General features: G+C 34.7%; 20 protein-coding genes. 19 read left to right on the top strand and 1 reads right to left on the bottom strand.

The features are described from left to right. The first annotated feature begins 146 nt into the window (after window positions 1-146). The 15 genes from K8P03_RS02570 (at window position 147) to K8P03_RS02500 (ending at window position 16,438) form a co-directional block, all read left to right on the top strand. On the top strand, window positions 147-1,139 hold the full coding sequence (locus tag K8P03_RS02570; protein ID WP_223418080.1) for a sugar kinase: 993 nt from the start codon (window positions 147-149) through the stop codon (window positions 1,137-1,139). 314 nt (window positions 1,140-1,453) lie between these two features. After that, window positions 1,454-2,506 carry a LacI family DNA-binding transcriptional regulator gene (locus tag K8P03_RS02565; protein ID WP_317847411.1) on the top strand — a complete coding sequence of 351 codons (1,053 nt, stop codon included), beginning with the start codon at window positions 1,454-1,456 and terminating at the stop codon, window positions 2,504-2,506. Continuing rightward, window positions 2,506-3,954 (top strand): tagaturonate reductase, encoded by a 1,449-nt coding sequence (locus K8P03_RS02560; RefSeq protein WP_223418078.1) that lies wholly within the window; start codon window positions 2,506-2,508, stop codon window positions 3,952-3,954. Before K8P03_RS02565 ends, K8P03_RS02560 begins: the two co-directional genes overlap by 1 nt. Beyond that, window positions 3,951-5,432, top strand: a complete 1,482-nt coding sequence (locus tag K8P03_RS02555) for a UxaA family hydrolase (RefSeq protein WP_223418076.1) — start codon at window positions 3,951-3,953, stop codon at window positions 5,430-5,432. Before K8P03_RS02560 ends, K8P03_RS02555 begins: the two co-directional genes overlap by 4 nt. Before the next feature lie 8 nt (window positions 5,433-5,440). Beyond that, on the top strand, window positions 5,441-6,838 hold the full coding sequence (gene uxaC, locus K8P03_RS02550) for a glucuronate isomerase (protein ID WP_223418075.1): 1,398 nt from the start codon (window positions 5,441-5,443) through the stop codon (window positions 6,836-6,838). 19 nt (window positions 6,839-6,857) lie between these two features. Then, a complete protein-coding gene (locus K8P03_RS02545) occupies window positions 6,858-7,550 on the top strand; it encodes a cyclase family protein (RefSeq protein ID WP_223418074.1) in 693 nt (230 codons plus the stop codon). An 8-nt stretch (window positions 7,551-7,558) separates the two neighbouring features. Continuing rightward, a complete protein-coding gene (locus K8P03_RS02540) occupies window positions 7,559-8,491 on the top strand; it encodes a ketopantoate reductase family protein (RefSeq protein WP_223418073.1) in 933 nt (310 codons plus the stop codon). Then, window positions 8,488-8,958, top strand: coding sequence for a YhcH/YjgK/YiaL family protein (locus K8P03_RS02535; protein WP_223418072.1), 471 nt, complete (start codon window positions 8,488-8,490; stop codon window positions 8,956-8,958). The genes K8P03_RS02540 and K8P03_RS02535 overlap by 4 nt, the downstream gene beginning before the upstream one ends. A gap of 8 nt (window positions 8,959-8,966) precedes the next feature. Next, window positions 8,967-9,968 (top strand): TRAP transporter substrate-binding protein, encoded by a 1,002-nt coding sequence (locus tag K8P03_RS02530; RefSeq protein WP_223418071.1) that lies wholly within the window; start codon window positions 8,967-8,969, stop codon window positions 9,966-9,968. Continuing rightward, window positions 9,968-10,465 (top strand): TRAP transporter small permease, encoded by a 498-nt coding sequence (locus K8P03_RS02525; protein ID WP_223418069.1) that lies wholly within the window; start codon window positions 9,968-9,970, stop codon window positions 10,463-10,465. Before K8P03_RS02530 ends, K8P03_RS02525 begins: the two co-directional genes overlap by 1 nt. A 12-nt stretch (window positions 10,466-10,477) precedes the next feature. Beyond that, window positions 10,478-11,782, top strand: a complete 1,305-nt coding sequence (locus tag K8P03_RS02520; protein WP_223418067.1) for a TRAP transporter large permease — start codon at window positions 10,478-10,480, stop codon at window positions 11,780-11,782. A gap of 14 nt (window positions 11,783-11,796) precedes the next feature. Continuing rightward, entirely contained in the window at window positions 11,797-12,810 is a 1,014-nt protein-coding gene (gene yiaK / locus K8P03_RS02515; RefSeq protein WP_223418065.1) for a 3-dehydro-L-gulonate 2-dehydrogenase, read from the top strand. Window positions 12,811-12,813: 3 nt separating this feature from the next. Continuing rightward, window positions 12,814-13,830 carry a zinc-binding alcohol dehydrogenase family protein gene (locus K8P03_RS02510; protein ID WP_223418063.1) on the top strand — a complete coding sequence of 339 codons (1,017 nt, stop codon included), beginning with the start codon at window positions 12,814-12,816 and terminating at the stop codon, window positions 13,828-13,830. Between the two features lie 483 nt (window positions 13,831-14,313). Beyond that, window positions 14,314-15,237 carry a DMT family transporter gene (locus K8P03_RS02505; protein WP_223418061.1) on the top strand — a complete coding sequence of 308 codons (924 nt, stop codon included), beginning with the start codon at window positions 14,314-14,316 and terminating at the stop codon, window positions 15,235-15,237. 265 nt (window positions 15,238-15,502) lie between these two features. Continuing rightward, complete coding sequence (locus K8P03_RS02500) at window positions 15,503-16,438, top strand: 2-keto-3-deoxygluconate permease (protein ID WP_223418058.1); 936 nt, start codon at window positions 15,503-15,505, stop codon at window positions 16,436-16,438. A 237-nt stretch (window positions 16,439-16,675) separates the two neighbouring features. Here K8P03_RS02500 and K8P03_RS02495 read toward each other — a convergent pair whose 3' ends face one another. Next, a complete protein-coding gene (locus K8P03_RS02495) occupies window positions 16,676-18,598 on the bottom strand; it encodes an FAD-dependent oxidoreductase (RefSeq protein WP_223418056.1) in 1,923 nt (640 codons plus the stop codon). Between the two features lie 413 nt (window positions 18,599-19,011). On the opposite strand from K8P03_RS02495, the gene rpsJ reads away from it, so the two are divergent. From rpsJ to rplW, 4 genes are all read left to right on the top strand, one after another. Further along, window positions 19,012-19,323, top strand: a complete 312-nt coding sequence (gene rpsJ / locus K8P03_RS02490; protein ID WP_004826901.1) for a 30S ribosomal protein S10 — start codon at window positions 19,012-19,014, stop codon at window positions 19,321-19,323. A gap of 79 nt (window positions 19,324-19,402) precedes the next feature. Further along, a complete protein-coding gene (gene rplC, locus K8P03_RS02485; RefSeq protein ID WP_223418053.1) occupies window positions 19,403-20,038 on the top strand; it encodes a 50S ribosomal protein L3 in 636 nt (211 codons plus the stop codon). Between the two features lie 10 nt (window positions 20,039-20,048). Next, window positions 20,049-20,672 carry a 50S ribosomal protein L4 gene (gene rplD, locus K8P03_RS02480; protein WP_223418051.1) on the top strand — a complete coding sequence of 208 codons (624 nt, stop codon included), beginning with the start codon at window positions 20,049-20,051 and terminating at the stop codon, window positions 20,670-20,672. Continuing rightward, window positions 20,672-20,965 (top strand): 50S ribosomal protein L23, encoded by a 294-nt coding sequence (gene rplW, locus K8P03_RS02475; protein WP_223418049.1) that lies wholly within the window; start codon window positions 20,672-20,674, stop codon window positions 20,963-20,965. Before rplD ends, rplW begins: the two co-directional genes overlap by 1 nt. Window positions 20,966-20,974: the final 9 nt, after the last annotated feature.

The raw sequence follows: 20,974 nt of genomic DNA, 5'->3' as shown, positions 1-20,974 counted from the left end.
AACTGCTTCAGCAGTAGTTGGGATAGTGGTGCATGTGATGGAATATTCGGAGCCCCAATAGGGGCGTGCCGGTATTCGCGCCTTATAGGCGCTGCACAAACTACCAGCTAAGCTGGTAGTTTTGATTATAAAAATCGAGGTAAAAAATGAAAGATAAAATAGTATGCATGGGAGAACTTGTCCTAAGACTCTCTCCACCGGGTTTCGAGAGATTAGTCCAGGCTGAATCTTTCAGACCTATCTATGGAGGCAGTGAAGCCAACGTAGCCATAGCCCTAGCCAACCTTGGACAAAAAGTAAAATATATAACAAGGTTACCTGATAATGAAATAGGCTATGCAGGCCTAAACAACCTAAGAAACTACGGTATAGATATGGATTATACAGCCCTAGGTGGAGACAGAATAGGAATCTACTTTGCAGAAAACGGCATAGGCCTTAGGGCATCAAAGGTAATCTATGACAGAAAACACTCAGCCATGAGCCAGGCTAGATACTTTGAATATGATTGGCAAGCGATTTTTGAAGACGCAAAAATATTCTTTCTATCAGGAATCACAGCCGCCCTATCGGAAGAAGGTAGAGAACTAACCACCTACGCCATAAAAAGAGCCAAGGAATTTGGAGTAAAAGTCATCTTTGACCTAAACTACAGGGCAAACCTCTGGCCACTCGAAGAGGCAGCTGCCTTTTATAAAACAATCCTAAACGACGTAGACATCCTAATAGGAGTCCTCCCAACCCTTCACTCATCATTTAAGGGAGTATTTGACAACGTAAGTTTAGCAAATATGCTAATAGACTTATACAAAAAATATGACCTAGAATACGCTATATCAACAATCAGAACATCCTACTCAGCATCAAGAAATTCCCTATCAGCAGGAGCATATTGTGGGGACGAATACATAAAAACCCGTGCCTACGAATTTGATATAGTAGACAGAATCGGCGGAGGAGACGCCTTCGCAGCAGGCCTAATAAACTCGCTATTCAAAGGAAACGACATCTACGACGCCCTAGAATTTGGAGTGGCCCTATCAACCCTAAAACACACAATGGAAGGCGACTTCGCAATCTTCACAGAAAGACAAGTAAGGTCCCTAATATCAGGAAACAGAAGAATGATGTTTCATTAAAAATAACAAAACGCCAAAGCTAGTAAAAGTTTTGGTGTTTTTTTGTTGGGAAGATCTAAAAAATTTGTTAAGCCTTAAGGGAAAAATAGAAAATTTCTTAAAAAAACTTAGAAAAACGTTAAATGTTGAAAACAAAAGATACCCTAAGATCTTTTAATTGCAATGGATTAAATATTTATAATAAATAAATATGAGAAATATTTGACAAACGTTTTTATATGTGATATATTGTTATCAAACATTAGGGAAGCGCTTTCTTAAAGAAAAATCCAATGATTAATAACAATTAACAAAAATTCTCCTAAAATGTTTTTATTTTTCTACAAAATGGAAGCGCTTCCATTTTAGGAAATTTAACTTATGGGGGCGATTATATCAAGACAGATAATTTAAATATTTATGATATAGCCAAAGAAGCTAATGTCTCAATTTCAACTGTCTCTAGAGTTATGAATAATTCTGGCAGTGTCAGTCAAAAGACTAGGGATAAGGTTGAGGCAATCATAAAAAAAGCAGACTATAGTCCAAACAATATTGCCAGATCCTTGGCTAGTAAAAAATCTTCATTGATTGGCCTTTTAGTTCCTGATATAAGAAATTATTTCCATTCCCAAGCTTGCTATGAGATTGATAATTTGCTTAAGGAATATGGCTACAGAACTTTGTTATCAAATACTACTAGGGATCTTGATGAAAAAATAAAAAATCTAAAGATTCAAAAGCAACAACAGGTTGAAGGGATTATAACAATTGGTTCTGATTACAATGAAAAAGAATTTATTGATGAGGCTGTAGAGTTAAATAAAATAATACCTATAATTCAGCTAAATAACTACAATGAAAATCTTGTCAGTGTTTATTGTGACGAAAAAAATGGTATGGACCAAGCCTTGGCCTATTTAAAGTCAAATAATTACCAAAAACCAGCCTTCGTTTACATAACAAGAAGTAAGAATAATAGGGCTTTCAACGAAAAAAAGAAGGGCTATGAACAAGGCCTAAATAAATATTATAAAGATAATGCTTATATCGAAATTTTCTTGGATGATTATTCTTATGAAGACTTACTTAAAAAAATTAAGGCTGAAGGGATTGATGCAATCCAATGTGAAAACGATAATATAGCAATTAAACTTTTTAAGTTTTTCACAGATAAGGGCTTGGATGTGCCTGGTGATATTGGAATTATCGGTTTTGATAACCAGCTAACAACTGATTATACACAAAAAAGAATAAGTTCGATCGACCATAAGATTTACGACCACTCCAAGGTTGCTGTAGACCTCCTATTGGAGTTGATAAATGATAAAGAAGTTAAAAGAGATAATGTTATAAAACCAGAACTGGTAGTAAAGGAGACAACATAATGGAAAACATTTCGGAGATTGTGAAAAAAGAAAAGAGAAAAGAGACTATTTTACAGTTCGGGGAGGGTAACTTCCTTAGGGCCTTTGTTGACTGGATGATTGATCTTTCAAATGAAAGGGATAACAAACCAGGCGATGTAGTTATTGTCCAACCTATTGCAAATGGTATTGTAGATTTGCTTAACGAACAAAACGGCATCTACACTCTCTCAATGAGAGGCAATAGTGAGACTGGCAAGAAGATTGAAAATAGGGTGATTAAGTCAGTTTCAAGGGGTATTAACCCATATGCTGATTTTAAGGCTTACAAAGAATTTGTGGAAAGCGAAGACCTCAAATATGTAATTTCAAACACTACAGAGGCTGGTATTTCCTATCATGAAGAAGACTTCAAAGAAGACCAAGTTCAAGATTCTTTCCCAGCCAAAGTTGCCCAACTTTTATACTTTAGATACAAAAAATATGATGGTGACTTAGATAAGGGGCTGGTATTTTTCCCAGTCGAGCTAATTGACAATAATGGCTACTATTTAGAAAAATATGTAAACCAACACATAGATCACTGGGGGCTTGGGGATGACTTCAAAGAATGGTTTAAAAAAGCCAATCACATTACATCTACACTTGTAGATAGGATTGTAACTGGTAGACCTTCTCCAGAAGAGGCCCAAGAATTTTTCAAGGAAAATGGCTACGAAGATAAACTCCTAGTATTTTCAGAACTCTTTAACCTTTGGGTTATAGAAGGTGATAAGGAAAGAGCTAAGGACTTTGGATTCGAAAACCTTCCTTGCAATGTGATTTGGACTGACAATGTAGCCCCATACAAGAAGAGAAAGGTAAGAATCCTAAACGGTGGTCATACTTCAACAGTGCCAGCAGCTGTTATCCACGGCCACGACATTGTAAGGGACTTTATGGAAGATGAAGTATTTGCAAACTACCTAAATGATTTGATTGACCAAGAGGTAATTCCAAATATCGACCTTCCAAAAGAAGACTTGGTTAAATTTAAAAATGAAGTTTTCCTAAGGTTTAACAATCCATACGTAGACCACAAACTTTTATCTATAACCCTAAACTCAATTTCAAAATTCAACGCTAGGTGCTTACCAAGCATAGTTGATTTCTACAATGAGAGTGGAAAGACTCCAAAACACTTTGCCTTTTCTCTAGCATCATTAATTAGGTTTTATGAGATAGAAGAAACAAGCGAAGGATACTTCGGAAAAGACGAAAATGGCAAGACATATCCAGTAAAAGATGACCAAGACTTACTTGAATTTTTCGCAGCAAAAGCAAAGGATGAAAATTATATTGACCAAGTTCTAGATTCTGATATTTGGGGATACGACCTAAGCAAACTTGGAGATTTCAAAGAAGCGGTTAAGAAATACTACGAAGAAATCAAGGCTAAGTCCATAAGGGAGGTAATGAAGGAAATATGAAAGCATATTTAAAAATTAATCCCAATGACAATGTGGCCATAGCTGTAAGAGACCTGGAAAAAGACCTTAAAATCGAGGAATTTGACCTAAGCCTTAAAGAAGATATAAAAAGAGGTCACAAATTCGCCATAAAAGATATAAAAAAAGGCGAAGACATAGTAAAATACGGCATGCCAATAGGTCATGCCCTAGCAGATATAAAAAAAGGATCCTGGGTCCATATTCATAACTTAAAGACCAACCTTTCTGACATAATTTCTTATGACTACGACAAAAAAGAAGTTAGTCTAAAAGATGACTTACTCGATGAAAGCCTTAAGTTCCAAGGTTATTTAAGGGAAGATGGTAGGGCAGGAATCAGAAATGAAATTTGGATTGTGCCAGGAGTTGGTTGTATCAACCAAACTTGTAACAACCTTGTAAAAATGGCCAGCAAAAAATATCCAGATGTGACCTTCCAAGCTATAACCCACACCCATGGATGTTCACAACTAGGCGATGACCTAGAAATGACTAGAGATATCCTAGCTGGATTAATCAAAAATCCAAATGCAGCTGGAGTCTTAGTTGTATCCCTGGGTTGCGAAAACAATGTAATTAGCGAATTTAAAGAATATATAAAACCATATAACGAAAAAAGAGTAAAATTCTTAACTGTTCAAGAAGTGGAAGACGAATACCAAACAGGTCTGGATTTAATTGATGACCTAGTTGCCTATAGAAATACGTTCAAAAAGGAAGCGCTTCCAATTTCTAAATTAACAGTTGGATTTAAGTGCGGAGGATCAGATGGATTTTCAGGTATAACAGCAAATCCATTGTGCGGATATACTTCAGACAAACTGGTAAAAAACGGTGCCACAACAATGCTAACCGAAGTTCCAGAAATGTTTGGGGCAGAAAAACTCCTTATGAACCGTGCCAAAGATGAGGAAACCTTTGAAGATATTGTAAGCATGATTAATAATTTCAAAGAATACTTCAAAAGTCACGGACAAAACATATACGAAAACCCATCACCAGGTAATAAAGATGGTGGAATTTCAACCCTAGAAGACAAATCTCTAGGATGCATACAGAAGGGAGGAAGCTCAGAAGTAGAAAATGTCCTAGGACTAGGAGAGCAAAGTCATGTGAAAGGATTAAACCTCCTAAACGGACCGGGAAACGACCAAGTATCCTGCACCAACCTTGCAGCAAGCGGTTGTACCCTAATAGTGTTCACAACAGGCAGGGGCAATCCATTTGGATCGATAGTACCAACAGTTAAAATGTCAACAAACACAGAACTAGCCAAGAAAAAAACAAATTGGATAGATTTTGACGCAGGCAGGGTAATAAGTGAAGGCCTAAGCTTTGAAGAGTTAAGAGATGAATTTATAACCTACTTACTAGAAGTAGCCAGCGGCAAAGAAACCAACAACGAAAAATACGACTTTAGAGAAATTTCAATCTTTAAGGACGGAGTAACATTATAGGAGGAAATATGGCATTAATCAACGATGATTTTATTTTACAAAGCGAATATGCAAAGACACTCTTTCATAAATATGCCAAAGATATGCCAATCTTTGACTTCCATTGCCACCTAGAAGCAAAGGAAATTTATGAAAACAAAAACTTTGATTCAATTACACAAGTTTGGCTCGGAGGAGACCACTACAAATGGCGTGTGATGCGTGCTTGTGGTATTTCTGAAGAATATATAACAGGAAACAAAACTGATAAAGAAAAGTTTGATAAATGGGCATATGTAGTACCAAGACTATTGGGAAATCCCCTATATCATTGGACATCCCTAGAACTTAATAACTTTTTTGGAATAAAAGAAGAACTAAATCCAGAAACAGCAGATGAAATCTACAAAAAAACAAATGAACTTCTTCAAAAAGATGAATTCAAACCAAGAGCTTTAATAGAAAGATCAAATGTAAGGGCCCTATGCACAACAAATGATCCGGTAGATGACTTAAAATACCACAAACTATTAAAAGAAGAAGATTTCAATGTGAAAGTAAAACCAGCTTTCAGACCAGACAAGGCCTTAAACATTGAAAAAGTAGATTTCAAAGATTACTTAAAAGACCTTGGCCATACGGCAGGAATTGAAATCAAAGATTTCAAAGATATAAAGGCAGCCCTTCAACAAAGGATTGACTTCTTTGGAGAAAATGAATGCTCTGCAAGTGACCACGCCCTAAAATATTTCCCATACATCAAAAAAGATGAAAAAGAAATAGATGAGATAGTTGCAAAGGCTATAAGGGGAGAAAAAATCGAAATATTAGAAGAAGAAGCTTATAAAACAGCCCTTCTAATTTTCCTAGCCAAAGAATATAAAAAACGTGATTGGGTAATGGAAATTCACGTAGCAGCAATTAGAGACAATTCAAAAGCCTTGTTTGATAGACTGGGTCCAGACGTTGGAAATGACGCAGTAAATGACGAACTAAGGGCAGAAAACCTAGCCAACCTAATGAGTGATTTTGAAGAAGGCGATGGACTTCCAAAAATCTTGTTATTCTCACTAAACGAAAATGATTACTATCCATTAGCCACAATTGGTGGATCATTTAACAGGGAAAATGAAACAGGCATATCAAATATTCAAATAGGAACAGCTTGGTGGTTTGCAGACCACTTAGACGGCATGGAAAAACAAATGACCATGTTCGCCCAAACAGGAGTATTCGCTAACTTTGTAGGAATGCTAACAGACTCAAGGAGCTTCCTATCATACCCAAGACACGAATACTTTAGAAGAATCCTATGCAACTTCATAGGAGAAAAAGTAGCCAAAGGCCAATACCCATGGAAAGAAGAATACTTGGGTCAAATGGTAAAAGATATTTCATTTAATAACGCAACAAAATATATAAAATAAAAATAAAAGGAGAAAAAATATGAAACCAGTATATGAATTAGGAAAATTAAGAGTAGTTGATTTAACAAAAGAATTAGATCCAGCAACAGAAACTAGAAGATTATCTCTAGACAGATTTAATACAGGCGGTCCAATTCCTGATTACCATACACATATGGATATTACTTCACACTTAGGAACACACGTTGAATGTCCTTACCACCATGATGATGATTGGAAGGATGTTTCTGAACTTCCACTAACAACATTTTTAGGAAGAGCAATCTACATTGATTTTGAAGAAACTGTAAAACCATACACACACATTACAAGAGAAGACCTAGACAGAGCGACTGAAGGTTTGCTCCAAGAAGGTGACATTGTCATCCTAGATTCATCATATAAGCTCCCACCATTTACCAAAAAAACAAACACTGAAGAAGACCAAAGATTATTAATTGGTAAAGAAAGTGCAGAATGGTTCAGAGATAAGAAAGTTAAATGTGTAGGCTTTGGCGATGGAGTTTCAATCGAAAATTGTAACGAAGATGTTAAACCATTCCACGATATCCTAATGGCTGAAGATATTGTATTCTTGGAAGTTCTTAAAAACCTTGAACATTTAAACTCTAAGGTATTCTTTATGTCATATACACCAATGCCAATCAAAGGATTGGATTCATGCTCAATTAGAGCTTATGCTATTGAAGGTTTAGCAGAATTTTCTAAGTAGGAAAATTAATGAGAATAGCAGTATTAGGTGCCGGCGCAATGGGATCAATTTACGCCGGCCACCTATCAAAAAATAATCAGGTAATTCTAATAGATACTAATAAAGAACTTGTCGAGAAAATAAATAAAGATGGTGTTTTCTTGGAAGAAAAAGGTGAAAAAAACAATTATAAGCCTCAAGCTTATTATGATACGAAAAATCTTGAGCCAGTTGATTTAATGATTGTTTTTGTAAAATCCATCTTCTCAGAAGTGGCTATAGAGCAAAACAAACATTTAATAAGCGATAAAACCCTATTAATGTCACTTCAAAATGGTGCGGGTCATGGTGAAATTCTAAATAAATTTGTAAGTGATGACAGGGTCGTATTGGGAACAACAGAAGACAATGGGGCTGTACTAGACCTAGGATTCATCAGACATGGTGGAGAAGGTAAGACAAATTTAGGTGCTTATGCTAAAGATAATTCCATTGATTTTGAAGAATTAAAGTCTTGCTTTGAAGGCGCTGACTTTAAGATAAATATAGAGGAAAATATCCAACAGCTAATTTGGAATAAAATTATTACAAACGCTTCCTTAAGTGTCTTGACTGGAATACTCCAAGTTTCAATTGGCCATATTGCAAGAAATGAATATAGCTGGAAACTCTGCCAAAAATTGATAGGAGAAATACTAGAGGTGGGAAGAGCTCAAGGGTTAAGCTTTGATACTGAAAGTGAAATCGGAAAAGTTAAAGAAGTAAGTATCAATAATCCTGATGGCTATACATCTATCTATGCAGACATTAAAAATGCTAGGAGAACAGAGGTTGATACAATAAGCGGAGCCATAGTTAAAGCGGGAGAAAAATTTGGAGTAAAGACTCCATACTCTGAAATGGCAGTAGACTTAGTTCATGCCTTGGAATTAAAAAACTTAAGTGAAAAGGAGAAAAAATGATTTTTACAAGTGTATACAGCGACTATAAAAGTCAAGGTCTTCACCCTGTACTAATAAAAGTGATAGATTTCTTAAAAGAAACAGATTTCTCAGATATAGGACCAGGTGAATATGAATTGGAAGGAAGAGATATATTTTATCAAGTCCATGAAATAAAAACAGAAAAACTTGAAAAAAGATCTCCAGAAAGTCACAAGGAATATATCGATTGCCAATTTGTAGTGAAAGGTGAAGAAAAAATCGGAATAACAAGACTTAAAGATTCATATTCTGTAAAAGAATACTTTGAAAATAGGGATTTAATCTTCTATGAAAGCGTAGAAGATGAAGGATATGTTCACGCTGTTGAAGGTTGTGTAAGCGTATTCTTCCCAGAAGATGTTCATAAACCACAAATAGCGGTCAAAGAACCTGCAGATGAAAAAAAGGTTGTAGTAAAAATTAGGACAAGTTTATTAAGCAATTAGGAGTAAAAATGAAAAAGAGACTTTCACTGTTAATGGCTATTCTATCAATATTTTTCCTAGCAGGATGCGGAGCATCTAAGGTGGAGAATAAAGATGTTCAAATAATAAGAGTGGCATTTAACCAAAACACAGAACACCCTCAATACTTGGCGGTAAAACAATTAGGAGAAAAGTTTGAAAAAGCCACCGATGGTAGATATAAGATGAAAATTTATCCTAATGGTGTCTTAGGATCGCAATCAGAAGTAGCAGAATTTGTAAGAACTGGAGCGTTACAAATGGCCATGGTTCCAAGTGGAATACCAGAAACTTACAATAAAGACTTTGCAATTATAGGAGCTCCATATCTTTATCAAGATATAGATCATATGGAAAGAGCCGTAAGAGCAGGTGTGTTTGATAAACTATTCGAAGAAACAAAAATATACGGATTTAAACCTTTAACAGTATATACCGCTGGTGAAAGAAACGTATACGCTAAAAAGCCTATAGAAAGTGTAGAAGATTTAAAAGGCATGATAATAAGAGTTTCAGATAGTCCAAGCTATATAAAAATGACAGAACTAATGGGAGGCTCGGGTGCTACAATGGCACAATCAGAAGTTTATACTGCACTACAACAGGGTGTGGTGGATGCTGCTGAAAATTCTGAGTTAGTATATAATGACTTTAAAAATTATGAAGTATCACCATATTACTCCTACACAAAGCATATTGTACTTCCTGATGTCTTAATAGGCAGTAATGAATTTTTAGATTCTTTAAGTGATGAAGATAAAAAAATATTTGATGAATTAGTTCTTGAGTCATCTACATATGAGTTTGAGAAATTTAAAGAAAAAATAGAAGAAGCTAAGAAAATAGTAGAATCAAAAGGAGTAAAATTCTCATATCCTGATGTAGAAAAATTTAGAGAAATGGTATCTCCTCTTACAGAAAGTTTAGCAAACGAATCTGACATAACTAGAGAGATATATAAGAAGATAAATGAATTAAGAGAGGATGACTGATGAATAATATAAAATTAAAACTTGATAAAATATTAGGCTGGTTTTGTGTGATACTGTTCAGCTTGATGGTGATTTTAACTACTTATCAAGTTGTAGTAAGATACGTCTTTTCTAAACCTAGCGCTTACAGTGAAACTTTAGCAAGATACTTATTTGTTTGGTTGATTTTATATTCATCAGCTTATGTATTTGGGCAAAAAGATCATATAAATATAGGTTACTTAAAAGAAAAAATGCCAGAATCAGTAAAACAAAAAGTCAATATAGCGATAGAATTAATAACAATTGCATTTTCGATATTGGTTTTAATATATGGGGGCATAAAGGTATCTACACTAAACATGCTACAGTTTGATTCAATTTTAAATATCCCTACAGGATACATTTACTCATGTATACCAATAGCTGGAATATTAATAATTTTTTACAGTATTTACAATATCGCTTTGTATGCTAAAGGCGAAGAGATTGTTGAAGATTCAGCAATCATTGATTAGAAAGGAAAAATAATGGGTCAAATAACACAGATAGCATTAACAATGCTAGGATTAATAGTTTTATTTTTAGCAATAGGAGTTCCAATAGCTGTTTCTATAGGATTTTCTTCTGCCATATCTATGCTAATTATTACGCCAGCAGATATTGCTTTTGCCACAAGTGCACAAAGAGTATTTGCAGGTTCGAACTCATTCTCCCTCATAGCGATACCTTTTTTCGTTTTAGCGGGAAATATAATGAACAATGGTGGTATTGCAATTAGGCTAGTAAATGCTGCTAAGGTTTTAGCAGGGAAAAGACCAGGAGCACTTGCCATTACAAACATAATAGCAAATATGTTTTTCGGTGCAATTTCTGGTTCTGCAGCAGCTGCAGCAGCAGCTATTGGTGGAACAATGGGACCTATCCAAAAAGAAGAAGGATATGATCCAAATTATTCTGTAGCAGCCAACGTTGCATCAGCTCCAACAGGAACTCTAATCCCTCCATCAAATACAATGATTGTATTTTCAACTGTTGCAGGTAGTGTATCAATAGCAGCCCTATTCTTAGCTGGTTACATACCAGGTTTAATCTGGGGCTTAGGATGTATTATACTAGCTAGTAGAGAAGCTAAAAAAAGAGGTTATGTTAATGAAGTAACCCTAACTGGTAAAGAAAAACTTAAAGTATTATGGCAAGCAGTCCCTTCATTATTACTAATAGTTATTATTGTTGGTGGTATTATGAAAGGTGTATTCACTGCGACAGAAGCCTCAGCAATATCAGTAGTCTACTCATTAATCCTATCATTCTTATATAAATCAATAAAAGTTTCAGACTTACCAAGAATAATTCTTCAATCAGCAGTCACAACGGGTATCATCACATTTATGATTGGTGTATCATCAATTATGAGTTGGGCAATGGCCTTCACAGAAATTCCTGACATGATAGCTAATGCTGTATTAGGATTAACAAGCAATAAATATTTAATATTATTGTTAATGAACATAATTCTACTTATTGTAGGAACATTTATGGATGCTACACCTGCAATACTAATATTCACTCCAATACTTTTACCAATAGTAACTTCTCTTGGAGTAAATCCAGTACACTTTGGTATAATTATCTGTATGAACCTGGCTGTTGGTATAATAACTCCACCAGTAGGAACAGTATTATTCACAGGTTGTAAGGTAGGAGGAGTAACAATAGAAAGTGTAATTAAAGATATGATACCATATTTTGTGGTAATAGTGATTTCTTTATTATTGGTAACATTCATACCTCAAATATCACTATTTTTACCAACAATTTCTGGATTATTATAATTAAAGGAGAAAAAATGAATATTAAGTATAATGAATTAAAAGAATTGATAGCTAAAGCATTAGAGAACAACGGAGTTGATAATAAGAGGGCGAATCTTATGGCTAAAATCCATGCTGATTCAAGCTTAAAAGGTGTTGGATCACATGGTTTAAATAGAATTCCAAGATTGGTAGATTTTATTCATGAGGATTTAGTGGATATCAATGGAGATTTACAACTTGTCAAATCTTCTGGGGCTATTGAAAGATATGATGGAAATCTTGGGTTTGGAGTTATAAATGCAATAAAAGCCAGTGAAAGAGCTTGTGAGTTAGCAAAAGAAAATGGTATTGGTCTTGTTGCTGTTAAAAATACCACACATTGGATGAGAGCTGGAACATATGGTGAAATTATTGCTGATAATGGATACATAGGTTTATTATTTACTAATACTGAGTCATTGATGCCGTTGTGGGGAAGCAATGAGAAAAGTGTAGGTAATAATCCAGTATGCATATCTATTCCTTCAAAATCTGGAAATATTATATTGGATATGGCACTAAGTCAATATTCTTATGGAAAAGTAGATACACTAAAAAATCTTAATAAAAATCTACCTTATCCTGGTGGATTTGATTCTGATGGTGTTCTTACTGATGATCCAGAAAAAATCTTAGAAAGCGGAAGGTTTCTTCCTATAGGATATTGGAAAGGTTCTGGGTTAGCATTATGTGTAGATTTATTAACCTCTGTAATTAGTGAAGGTAGAACAACTTATGATATGGATAAAGAAAATTCTTGGAATTGTACAGGTTGTTCACAATTATTTATCGCTATAAACCCAAGGCTATTATCTGATGCAGATACTAACGAATCAATAATAAATAATGTTAAAGGAAAAGTTGAAGAAATAGACAATAAATCTACTGATTCAGTTAGATTCCCAGGACAAGGTCTATTATATAGAGAAAAGCGCAATCTAGAGAATGGTATAGAAGTTGATGATATGTACCTAAAACAAGTAAGGGAATTGGCAGGTAATTTATAAATAATGAAAGCGATAAGAGTATTTGAAAAGAATGATATAAGGATGGTTGATGTTGAAAAACCAACAATTAATTCTGATGATGATGTATTAATAAAAGTTAGAGCGTTCGGTATTTGTGGGTCTGATGTTGCCATATATAAAGGAAACAACCCTTTTGTTACTTATCCTAGAATAATAGGGCATGAAGTTGCTGGGGAAGTACATGAAATAGGGAAAAATGTAAAAGACTTATCCCTAGGAGATAGAGTTGTTTTAGAACCAATTGAATATTGTGGTGAGTGTTATGCTTGTAGACATGGTAGACATAATGTATGTGAAGAATTAAAAGTTTATGGGGTACACATTGACGGTGGTTTTTGTGAATATATGGTAGTTGATAAAAGTAAGCTTCACAAGGTGGATAGTAGTATACCGTTTGAAAGCGCTGTTGTTGCAGAACCATTTACTATAGCTGAGGAGTGCACAGATAGGGCACAATTATTAGAAGATGATTTAGTGCTGGTAACAGGAGCTGGACCAATTGGTTTGCTAGTTATTAATATAGCAAAAGATAAAGGTGCTAAAGTTATAGTTTCTGAAACCAATAAATATAGATTGGAAATAGCTAAAGAGTTTGGTGCAGATTATCTTGTGGATCCTAACAATGATAATTTATCTGACAGAATTAAGGAAATATCTAGTGAAGGAGCTAATGTATATATAGATACAACAGGCATTAATAGCGTGATCAGGGAAGGCTTAAGAAATTTATCTGCAGCTTCTAGGTTTGTTCCTTTAGCATTTGGTAATGAAGATATAGCTATCAATTACGCTTCTTTAAATAAAAAAGAAATGGATATATTAGGAAGTAGACTTCAAAATAATAAATTCCCTAAGGTTGTTTCCTATATAAAGGAGAAAAGAAATTTAATAGATAAATTTGTAACGCATGTATATAAAGCTGAAGATTATCAGAAAGCATTTGATGAATTTTCTAGTAATGATACAAAAGCTATAAAAATAGTTCTTACTTTTAATTGAGTGTCAACTGATATTTAAATAGTTATTAATGTAAAACTTAAGAAAAATAATTGCTTTAAATAAAGGCCATTTGAAACGTATATATTATATTTTTTTATGTAATATTCAGTTTAACAAATGGCTTTTTATGCTTAATAAGAATAATAACAAATTTAGCTGGAATGTAAATAATTAAACGAATTTATCGTTATAAGTGTAAGCCGTTTAAAAAATAGAAATAAATATTTATATAGCATATAAATTATACTCTTATATGTATTAAGATAGCGTTTTGGTAATAGATGAGAATTAAAGTAAGGTAAATACGGGCATCAAGATGATAATTATGGTTTTGAATATCGAGCATCTTAAATTAATAATGCTAATTTAATTAAAGAATAAAGTTTGATTCTTAATAATAAATATAATTAACAATATTTAGATTTATTAAATAATAAGTATTGTATGTTAAAATTGTCATTTGTAATGTAAAAGGAGGCAAAATTGCTTAAAGATAAAAGAAAAGCAATAATATTTACTATCATTGCAATGTTTTTGTGGGGCTCTGCAACCCCTACAATAAAAATAACATATGAGGAGTTAGCAGTTCCTGTGAATGACACTGGTCTAAAAATATTTGTAGCAGGTATTAGATTTTTGATGGCGGGTATAATTACCCTATTATTTGCTAAAATATTTAATAAAGAAGATATTGAAAATGCTAAGCTAGATTGGAAATTTATCTTGTTATTAGGAATATTACAAACTTGCATTCATTATATCTTTTTCTATATAGGTTTATCTAATACTTTGGGTGTTAAATCAGCTATAATCGAGGCGTCTAACTCTTTTATAGTGGTATTAATTTCATTAATTTTGATTCCAGGAGATAAGGTGAGCAAAAGACTTATTTTATCACTTGTATTAGGAACGGTAGGAATTATTATCACGAATATTGGTGGAGGGCTAAGCGATACGAACTTCAAGCTTACAGGTGAAGGCTTTATAATTATGGCTACAACTGTAAACGCTCTATGCAGTGTTTTGGTTAGAAAATATGGACAGAATCAAAATTCTTATCTATTAACAGGATTTCAATTTATAATTGGCTCTATTGTATTGATTTTAATTGGGATTACTACCAAGCACGGCAGCCTTACATTTACAAATAAAGGTCTTATCTTATTGGTTTATTCATCAATCCTTTCTGCTGCAGCATTTACAATATGGACAATGGTTCTAAGATATCATTCAGCTAGTGAATTTGGAATATATAGGTTATTCATACCAATATTTGCATCAATTCTTTCTGTAATTTTCTTAAAAGAACAATTCACGGTTTATCGAATTATTGGTATGATTCTTGTATTATCAAGTTCAATTGTATTGAACATAAACAAAATATTTAGAAAAAATATTATTATATAAACTCAAGATCTTTGAAAAATATAATATATAGTATTAATACTTTAAAGTCGGTTATCGAATTGGGTTTAAAGATATTAGATAGTTATCTAGAAAATTGGGTCTATTTCAGCCTTATTTTTAATGATTATTTTTATTAAGTACATGGTTGTTGAATCTTTTTTAATATTTAATATATGTACAATTGCAAATGCTCATTTAGTGTTTTAATAAAAAAATTAACTGTATTTTTATACTTAGGTATAATAACCCTATCACGGAGGGGATTATGATTTCTAGATTTTTTAAGAGGGTGCCGGCGGGGATTATTGTGGCGCCTATGTTTTTGGCTTCTATTTTGAATACTTTTGTTCCTGGGTTTTTACAGGTTGGGCCCATGACGGCGGCTATTTCTAGCAAGGAAGGTCTTAATGCTTTGATTGATGTGACTCTGGTTGCTGTTGGTAGCCAGCTTACTTTTAAGAGGCTTGAGCTTGCCCTTAAGAGGGGGCTAGTTTTATTTTTGGCAAAATGGCTTACTGCTATTGTTTTGGGATTTTTATTTTTTAAATCTTTTGGTAGAGATGGATTTCTTGGGATTTCTGCTCTTGCTTTTATAGCGGCGATTTCTAACCATAACAATGCACTTTTTATTGGCCTTATTTCTGATTATGGGGATGAATATGATGTGGCGAGTGCGGCTATTACTGCAATAATATCTGTGCCGATTTTTACTTTTTTGACCCTGTCTATGCTTGGGATTGCAGATATTACTCCAACTTCGATTTTAGATTTGTGTCTACCCTTGCTTGTTGGGATTGTTCTTGGTAATATTGATAAAAATTTTTGTGAATTTTTAGCAGCTACCCAAATGTATATCATGCCTTTTTTAGGTTTTGCTATTGGGGCTGGGATTAATATAATGTCTATCTTTAAGGGTGGTTTGCCAGGTTTGGTTTTATCAATTCTTACTGTTGGAGCTGCCTTTGTTATTTCATTGCCGGCAGATATTTTTATCAACAAGAGACCGGGTTGGGCTGCGATTTCGACCTATACAGCTGCAGGCAATTCTGTTATTGTACCGACCCTTGTGGCTAATCTTGATCCTTCTTGGAAGCCTTATGAAAGTTTGGCTTCCGCCCAATTGGGGACTGTTGTGATTATGACTTCGCTTTTAGTTCCACTTGCGGCTAGCCTTTGGATGAAATTTTATAAGAGCAAATAAATTTTATAGGTTATAAAGAGATAGGTCATATGTTTGGTAAATAGGAGATATAAGAAAATAATTTGCTAAAGAGAATTAAATAATTGTAATTTGTGAGATCCCTCCTATCTTCTCGACTTTGCTCGAAGTAAACTATCTGTCGGAATGACCTCGTGGCATTGGTTTACTTGCATTAACAAAAATACCCTCCTTGCTTTCGTGCAAAGAGGGTATTTTAATTTTACTGCATAATTATTTTTATTTTTTATCGCCTTTATCTGCAAAGTCATTTGCAACACTTTCATCTGCAAAGGCACTTGCATTTTCACCTGCTATATAACCCATATAGCCTGCAACACCTATAGCTTGTCTACCTGGGTAGAAGTCACCAAAGAATTGACCTGATGAGATTACACCAGATGCATAAAGTCCAGGGATTGCATGGCCATCTTTGTCTACAACTTCAGCCCTTGGAGAGGTTTTGATTCCGCCGAAAACACCACGGGTTGCATCGTACATCAAAGCCGCGTAGTAAGGACCTTCTGCCTTAAATTCTTTGAGGAATTTAGGGTCTTTACCGAAGTCTGTATCTTCTCCAGCCTTGGCTAGTTCGTTGTATCTGTCTACTTCTTTCTTGACTACTTCTGGGTCAAGTTCCATTAACTTGGCTAATTCTTCAATAGTATCTGCCTTGTAAACTCTGATAATTTTGTCATTGTTGGCAGTTTTTTCTAGGTATTCTTCCAAGTGAGGAAGGTTTGGAGCGATTTCGCTATCCATAATTGCCCAAGCAGTATTTTGTCCGTCTTCTCTTACGAATTCAAATTTTTGTGGGTGGGAACCGCCGTCTTCCTTGAATACTCTTTTGCCTTCCATATTAAGAAGGATAGCTTCAAATGGATAACCATTTGTAGGATCGCCTACCATTGGATAGTCGTGTGGGTTGGCGTTAAATACACCTGACATTGATTCTTGGAATGGGTTCATTACACCACCTGCTTCTAGGGCAAGTTTGTGGCCATCTCCGGTGTTGCCTATAGCAGATGCAGAATATTCACCAGCACCCCTCTTGTTGTATTCCTTATCCATTTCAGGGTTTCTTGCGTAGTCGCCTGTTGCAAGGACTACTGCGTCAGCGTTGAAGGTTTTCTTGCCGGTCTTAGAATCAGAAATTACTCCTTTGATAACTCCGTCATCATTTATCAATTCTGTAGCTGGAGTATTTATGTAAATATCAACTCCCAAATCCTCTAATTTTTTAACAAAGGTTGTGATAAGGTTTGGTGCACCCTTGGCATTTGCTTTTTTAGATGGGATGGTGATTGCTTCTGCGTTTTTCTTAGATTTTTCATTTGGGTTAATTTTTACAGTAATAGACCCATCTTTTTCGCTTGGTTCAGTCCTGTAATCGACGCCGATTTCATCATAAACTTGCATTAATTTTGGTGAAACATCTATAAGGGCATCAAGCATCTCCATGTCGATTGGGTTTAGATCTTGGGCCCAAGACCTGTTTAGCCAGCCTGTTTTCATTGTTTCCTTGTCAGCTTCTGTTGGAGCGGCAAGCATATTACCACTTGCTGTGATTGATGTACCGCCTAGAAGGCCGTTCTTTTCGATAAGGGCAACTTTTGCACCATTGCTAGCAGCTCTGTAAGCAGATACAATTCCGCTAAAACCACCACCTGCTACAACTACGTCGTAGTCAAATTCTTCATCTTTTACATCAACAGGAACGAGGGCTTTCTTAAGGGCATCAACAACTTCCTTTGATGATCCTTCTTCTATAGCCTTGGCTGCTGCAGTTTTTACAGCTGCAGATGTGATTGTTGCGCCGGAAACATTGTCGATTGCTAAAGATTGGTTATCAACTATAGCTTTAGGAATAGTCTCATAGACAGCTTCGCAAATACCACTTGTTTCATTTTCCTCGCCGATTTCAATTGACTCTATCTTATCCTTGCCAAGCTTAACAATGACTTCAACATCACCGTCAACACCTTGGGCAACAGCTTTGTATTCGCCTTCTTTGTAAGCTATATCGGTAGTTGGTTGTTTTTGTTCAGAATTTTCTTGAGAATTTTCTTCGCTTTTAACTTCTTCTTTTTTATCAGCATTGTCATTTTGACAAGACGCTAAAATAGAAGCGCTTAAAAGCAATAGCAATAATTTGTTTTTCATAATTACCTCCTTATGTAAGTTAATAAAATCATAACATAGAAAAAATTTATTGGCAATATTAAGATATTTAAAATATAAGCACATTAATCCTATATATAAAGAAGGGAATGAATAATAAAAAATATTTGTATATAACTTGAAAAGTAAATCCTAGCCGGTATATTTAGTAGCAGAGTTTTTTACTAGTGTTTTATTTTTTTTCATTAATAAATAAAAAGAATTGTAAAACCTAGAAAAAAACTTGCGAAATACGCTTAATTGTCGTATTATATATAAGTGCTTTGAAGTTAGATGTTGCTTATGTATAGGCCAATGCATAAGGAAACTCTGACAGAGCGAGCTTAGGAATAATCCTAAGCGATTTCCAAAAATTATCAAACGCCCGGACGGGCGTAAAAGAAAGAGAGAGGAAAATGGCTAATCAACAAAAGATAAGAATCAGACTTAGAGCTTACGATCACGAAGTTATCGATAGCTCAGCAGAGAAAATCGTAGAAGCGGTAAAAAGAAGCGGAGCAGAAGTAAGTGGACCAATTCCATTACCAACAGAAATCGAAAGAATTACAATTCTTAGAGCGGTTCACAAATACAAAGATTCCAGAGAACAGTTTGAACAAAGAACTCACAAAAGACTTATCGACATCATCGGACCTAATGCTAAGACATTAGATGCGCTAAAGAAGTTAAATCTTCCAGCTGGTGTTGATATAGAGATTAAATTATAACTGTAATTAGGATGATTGACGGTTAAAGGTTAATAAGGATTAACTAGATTGATCAATCCGCTGTAATTAAGGAGGACTCATGAAGAGTATATTTACAACAAAAGTAGGCATGACTCAAGTCATCGACGAAGACGGAGTTATTACTCCTGTTACTGTTCTAAAAGCTGACGAGAACGTAGTTGTTCAAGTTAAGACAAAAGACGTAGACGGATACAACGCTATCCAAGTAGGAACGGTTGACAAGAAAGAAAAGAACGTTAAAAAGCCAATCAGAGGTCACTTTGATAAGGCAGGTGCTTCATACAAGAGATACCTAAAAGAAATCAACCTTGGTGAAGAAGAAACCGAATTAAAAGCTGGTGATAAAATCACAGTTGACATCTTTGAAGAAGGCCAACTAGTAGATATAGTTGCTATTTCAAAGGGTAAGGGAACTCAAGGTGCTATCAAAAGATGGAACTACGGAAGAGGTCCTGCAAGCCACGGTTCAAAATCTCACAGAGTAGCAGGTGCTAGAGCAGCAGGTTCTGACCCATCAAGAGTATTCAAGGGTAGAAAAGGTTCAGGAAAAATGGGACACGATCGTGTAACTATCCAAAATGTTAAGCTAGTAAAAGTTAACGCTGAAGATAGCTACATCTTAGTAAAAGGCGGAGTACCAGGACCTAAAGGTGGACTTGTTGAAGTTAAACAAGCTATTAAAAGCCTAGACTAAGGAGGATAAAATGCCTAAAGTAAATATTTTAAATATTAAGGGAGAAAATGTTGGCGAACTTGAACTAAACGAAATAATCTTCGCTACAAAAGTAAGCGAACACGCAGTTTACGAAGTAATCAAAAACCAACTAGCAAATAAAAGACAAGGTACACAATCAGCTAAGACTCGTGCTGAAGTACGTGGTGGTGGAAGAAAGCCATTCAGACAAAAAGGAACAGGACGTGCTCGTCAAGGTTCTATAAGAGCTCCACACTACACAGGTGGTGGTGTTGTATTTGCACCAAAGCCAAGAGACTACAGCTACAGACTAGCAAAGAAATTAAGAAGAAAAGCACTTTACTCAGTACTTACATCTAAACTTAATGATAATGAGTTAATAGTAGTAGATAGCCTAGAGCTAGCTAATGCTAAAACAAAAGAAGCTAAAGCAGCACTTACAGCCTTAAATGCTGACAGAAAAGCATATGTAGTAACAGCTGAAAAAGACGAATTAGTATATAGATCATTTAGAAACATCGAAGGTGTAGAAGTAGCTGAAGCTAGATTAATAAATGTTTATGATTTAGTAAGACACGACAAGTTAGTAATAACACAAGACGCTATTGCTAAACTTCAGGAGGTATTTATCTAATGAAAGCACCTTATCAAATAATCAAAAGACCAATAATCACAGAAAAAAGCATGGAAATGCTTGATGAACACAAATATACTTTTGAAGTAGACAAAAACGCTAATAAACCAGAAATCAAAGCTGCAGTAGAAGCAATCTTTGATGGCGTAAAAGTTAAATCAGTAAGAACCATGAACTATAAAGGTAAAAAAGTTAGAACCAGATATGGTTATGGTAAAAGAGCTGACTGGAAAAAAGCTATCGTTGAACTAACAGAAGATAGCCAAGCTATTGAATACTTCGACGGACTATAAGGAGGACTT

The organism is Anaerococcus murdochii (assembly GCF_019957155.1).
In the GTDB taxonomy this organism is placed as follows: domain Bacteria; phylum Bacillota; class Clostridia; order Tissierellales; family Peptoniphilaceae; genus Anaerococcus; species Anaerococcus murdochii.
The sequence above is the reverse complement of the archived record's forward strand: the minus strand, read 5'-3'. Positions and strand labels throughout refer to the sequence as shown.

What these genes read in the sequence shown, in the direction of transcription:
- K8P03_RS02570 (WP_223418080.1), top strand. Translation starts at nt 147, where the DNA reads ATGAAAGATAAAATAGTATGCATGGGAGAACTTGTCCTAAGACTCTCT.
- K8P03_RS02500 (WP_223418058.1), top strand. Translation starts at nt 15,503, where the DNA reads ATGATTTCTAGATTTTTTAAGAGGGTGCCGGCGGGGATTATTGTGGCG.
- rplD (WP_223418051.1), top strand. Translation starts at nt 20,049, where the DNA reads ATGCCTAAAGTAAATATTTTAAATATTAAGGGAGAAAATGTTGGCGAA.
- K8P03_RS02495 (WP_223418056.1), bottom strand. Translation starts at nt 18,598, where the DNA reads ATGAAAAACAAATTATTGCTATTGCTTTTAAGCGCTTCTATTTTAGCG.
- K8P03_RS02555 (WP_223418076.1), top strand. Translation starts at nt 3,951, where the DNA reads ATGAAAGCATATTTAAAAATTAATCCCAATGACAATGTGGCCATAGCT.
- uxaC (WP_223418075.1), top strand. Translation starts at nt 5,441, where the DNA reads ATGGCATTAATCAACGATGATTTTATTTTACAAAGCGAATATGCAAAG.
- K8P03_RS02560 (WP_223418078.1), top strand. Translation starts at nt 2,506, where the DNA reads ATGGAAAACATTTCGGAGATTGTGAAAAAAGAAAAGAGAAAAGAGACT.
- K8P03_RS02530 (WP_223418071.1), top strand. Translation starts at nt 8,967, where the DNA reads ATGAAAAAGAGACTTTCACTGTTAATGGCTATTCTATCAATATTTTTC.
- K8P03_RS02545 (WP_223418074.1), top strand. Translation starts at nt 6,858, where the DNA reads ATGAAACCAGTATATGAATTAGGAAAATTAAGAGTAGTTGATTTAACA.
- K8P03_RS02525 (WP_223418069.1), top strand. Translation starts at nt 9,968, where the DNA reads ATGAATAATATAAAATTAAAACTTGATAAAATATTAGGCTGGTTTTGT.
- rpsJ (WP_004826901.1), top strand. Translation starts at nt 19,012, where the DNA reads ATGGCTAATCAACAAAAGATAAGAATCAGACTTAGAGCTTACGATCAC.
- K8P03_RS02540 (WP_223418073.1), top strand. Translation starts at nt 7,559, where the DNA reads ATGAGAATAGCAGTATTAGGTGCCGGCGCAATGGGATCAATTTACGCC.
- yiaK (WP_223418065.1), top strand. Translation starts at nt 11,797, where the DNA reads ATGAATATTAAGTATAATGAATTAAAAGAATTGATAGCTAAAGCATTA.
- K8P03_RS02520 (WP_223418067.1), top strand. Translation starts at nt 10,478, where the DNA reads ATGGGTCAAATAACACAGATAGCATTAACAATGCTAGGATTAATAGTT.
- rplW (WP_223418049.1), top strand. Translation starts at nt 20,672, where the DNA reads ATGAAAGCACCTTATCAAATAATCAAAAGACCAATAATCACAGAAAAA.
- K8P03_RS02510 (WP_223418063.1), top strand. Translation starts at nt 12,814, where the DNA reads ATGAAAGCGATAAGAGTATTTGAAAAGAATGATATAAGGATGGTTGAT.
- rplC (WP_223418053.1), top strand. Translation starts at nt 19,403, where the DNA reads ATGAAGAGTATATTTACAACAAAAGTAGGCATGACTCAAGTCATCGAC.
- K8P03_RS02535 (WP_223418072.1), top strand. Translation starts at nt 8,488, where the DNA reads ATGATTTTTACAAGTGTATACAGCGACTATAAAAGTCAAGGTCTTCAC.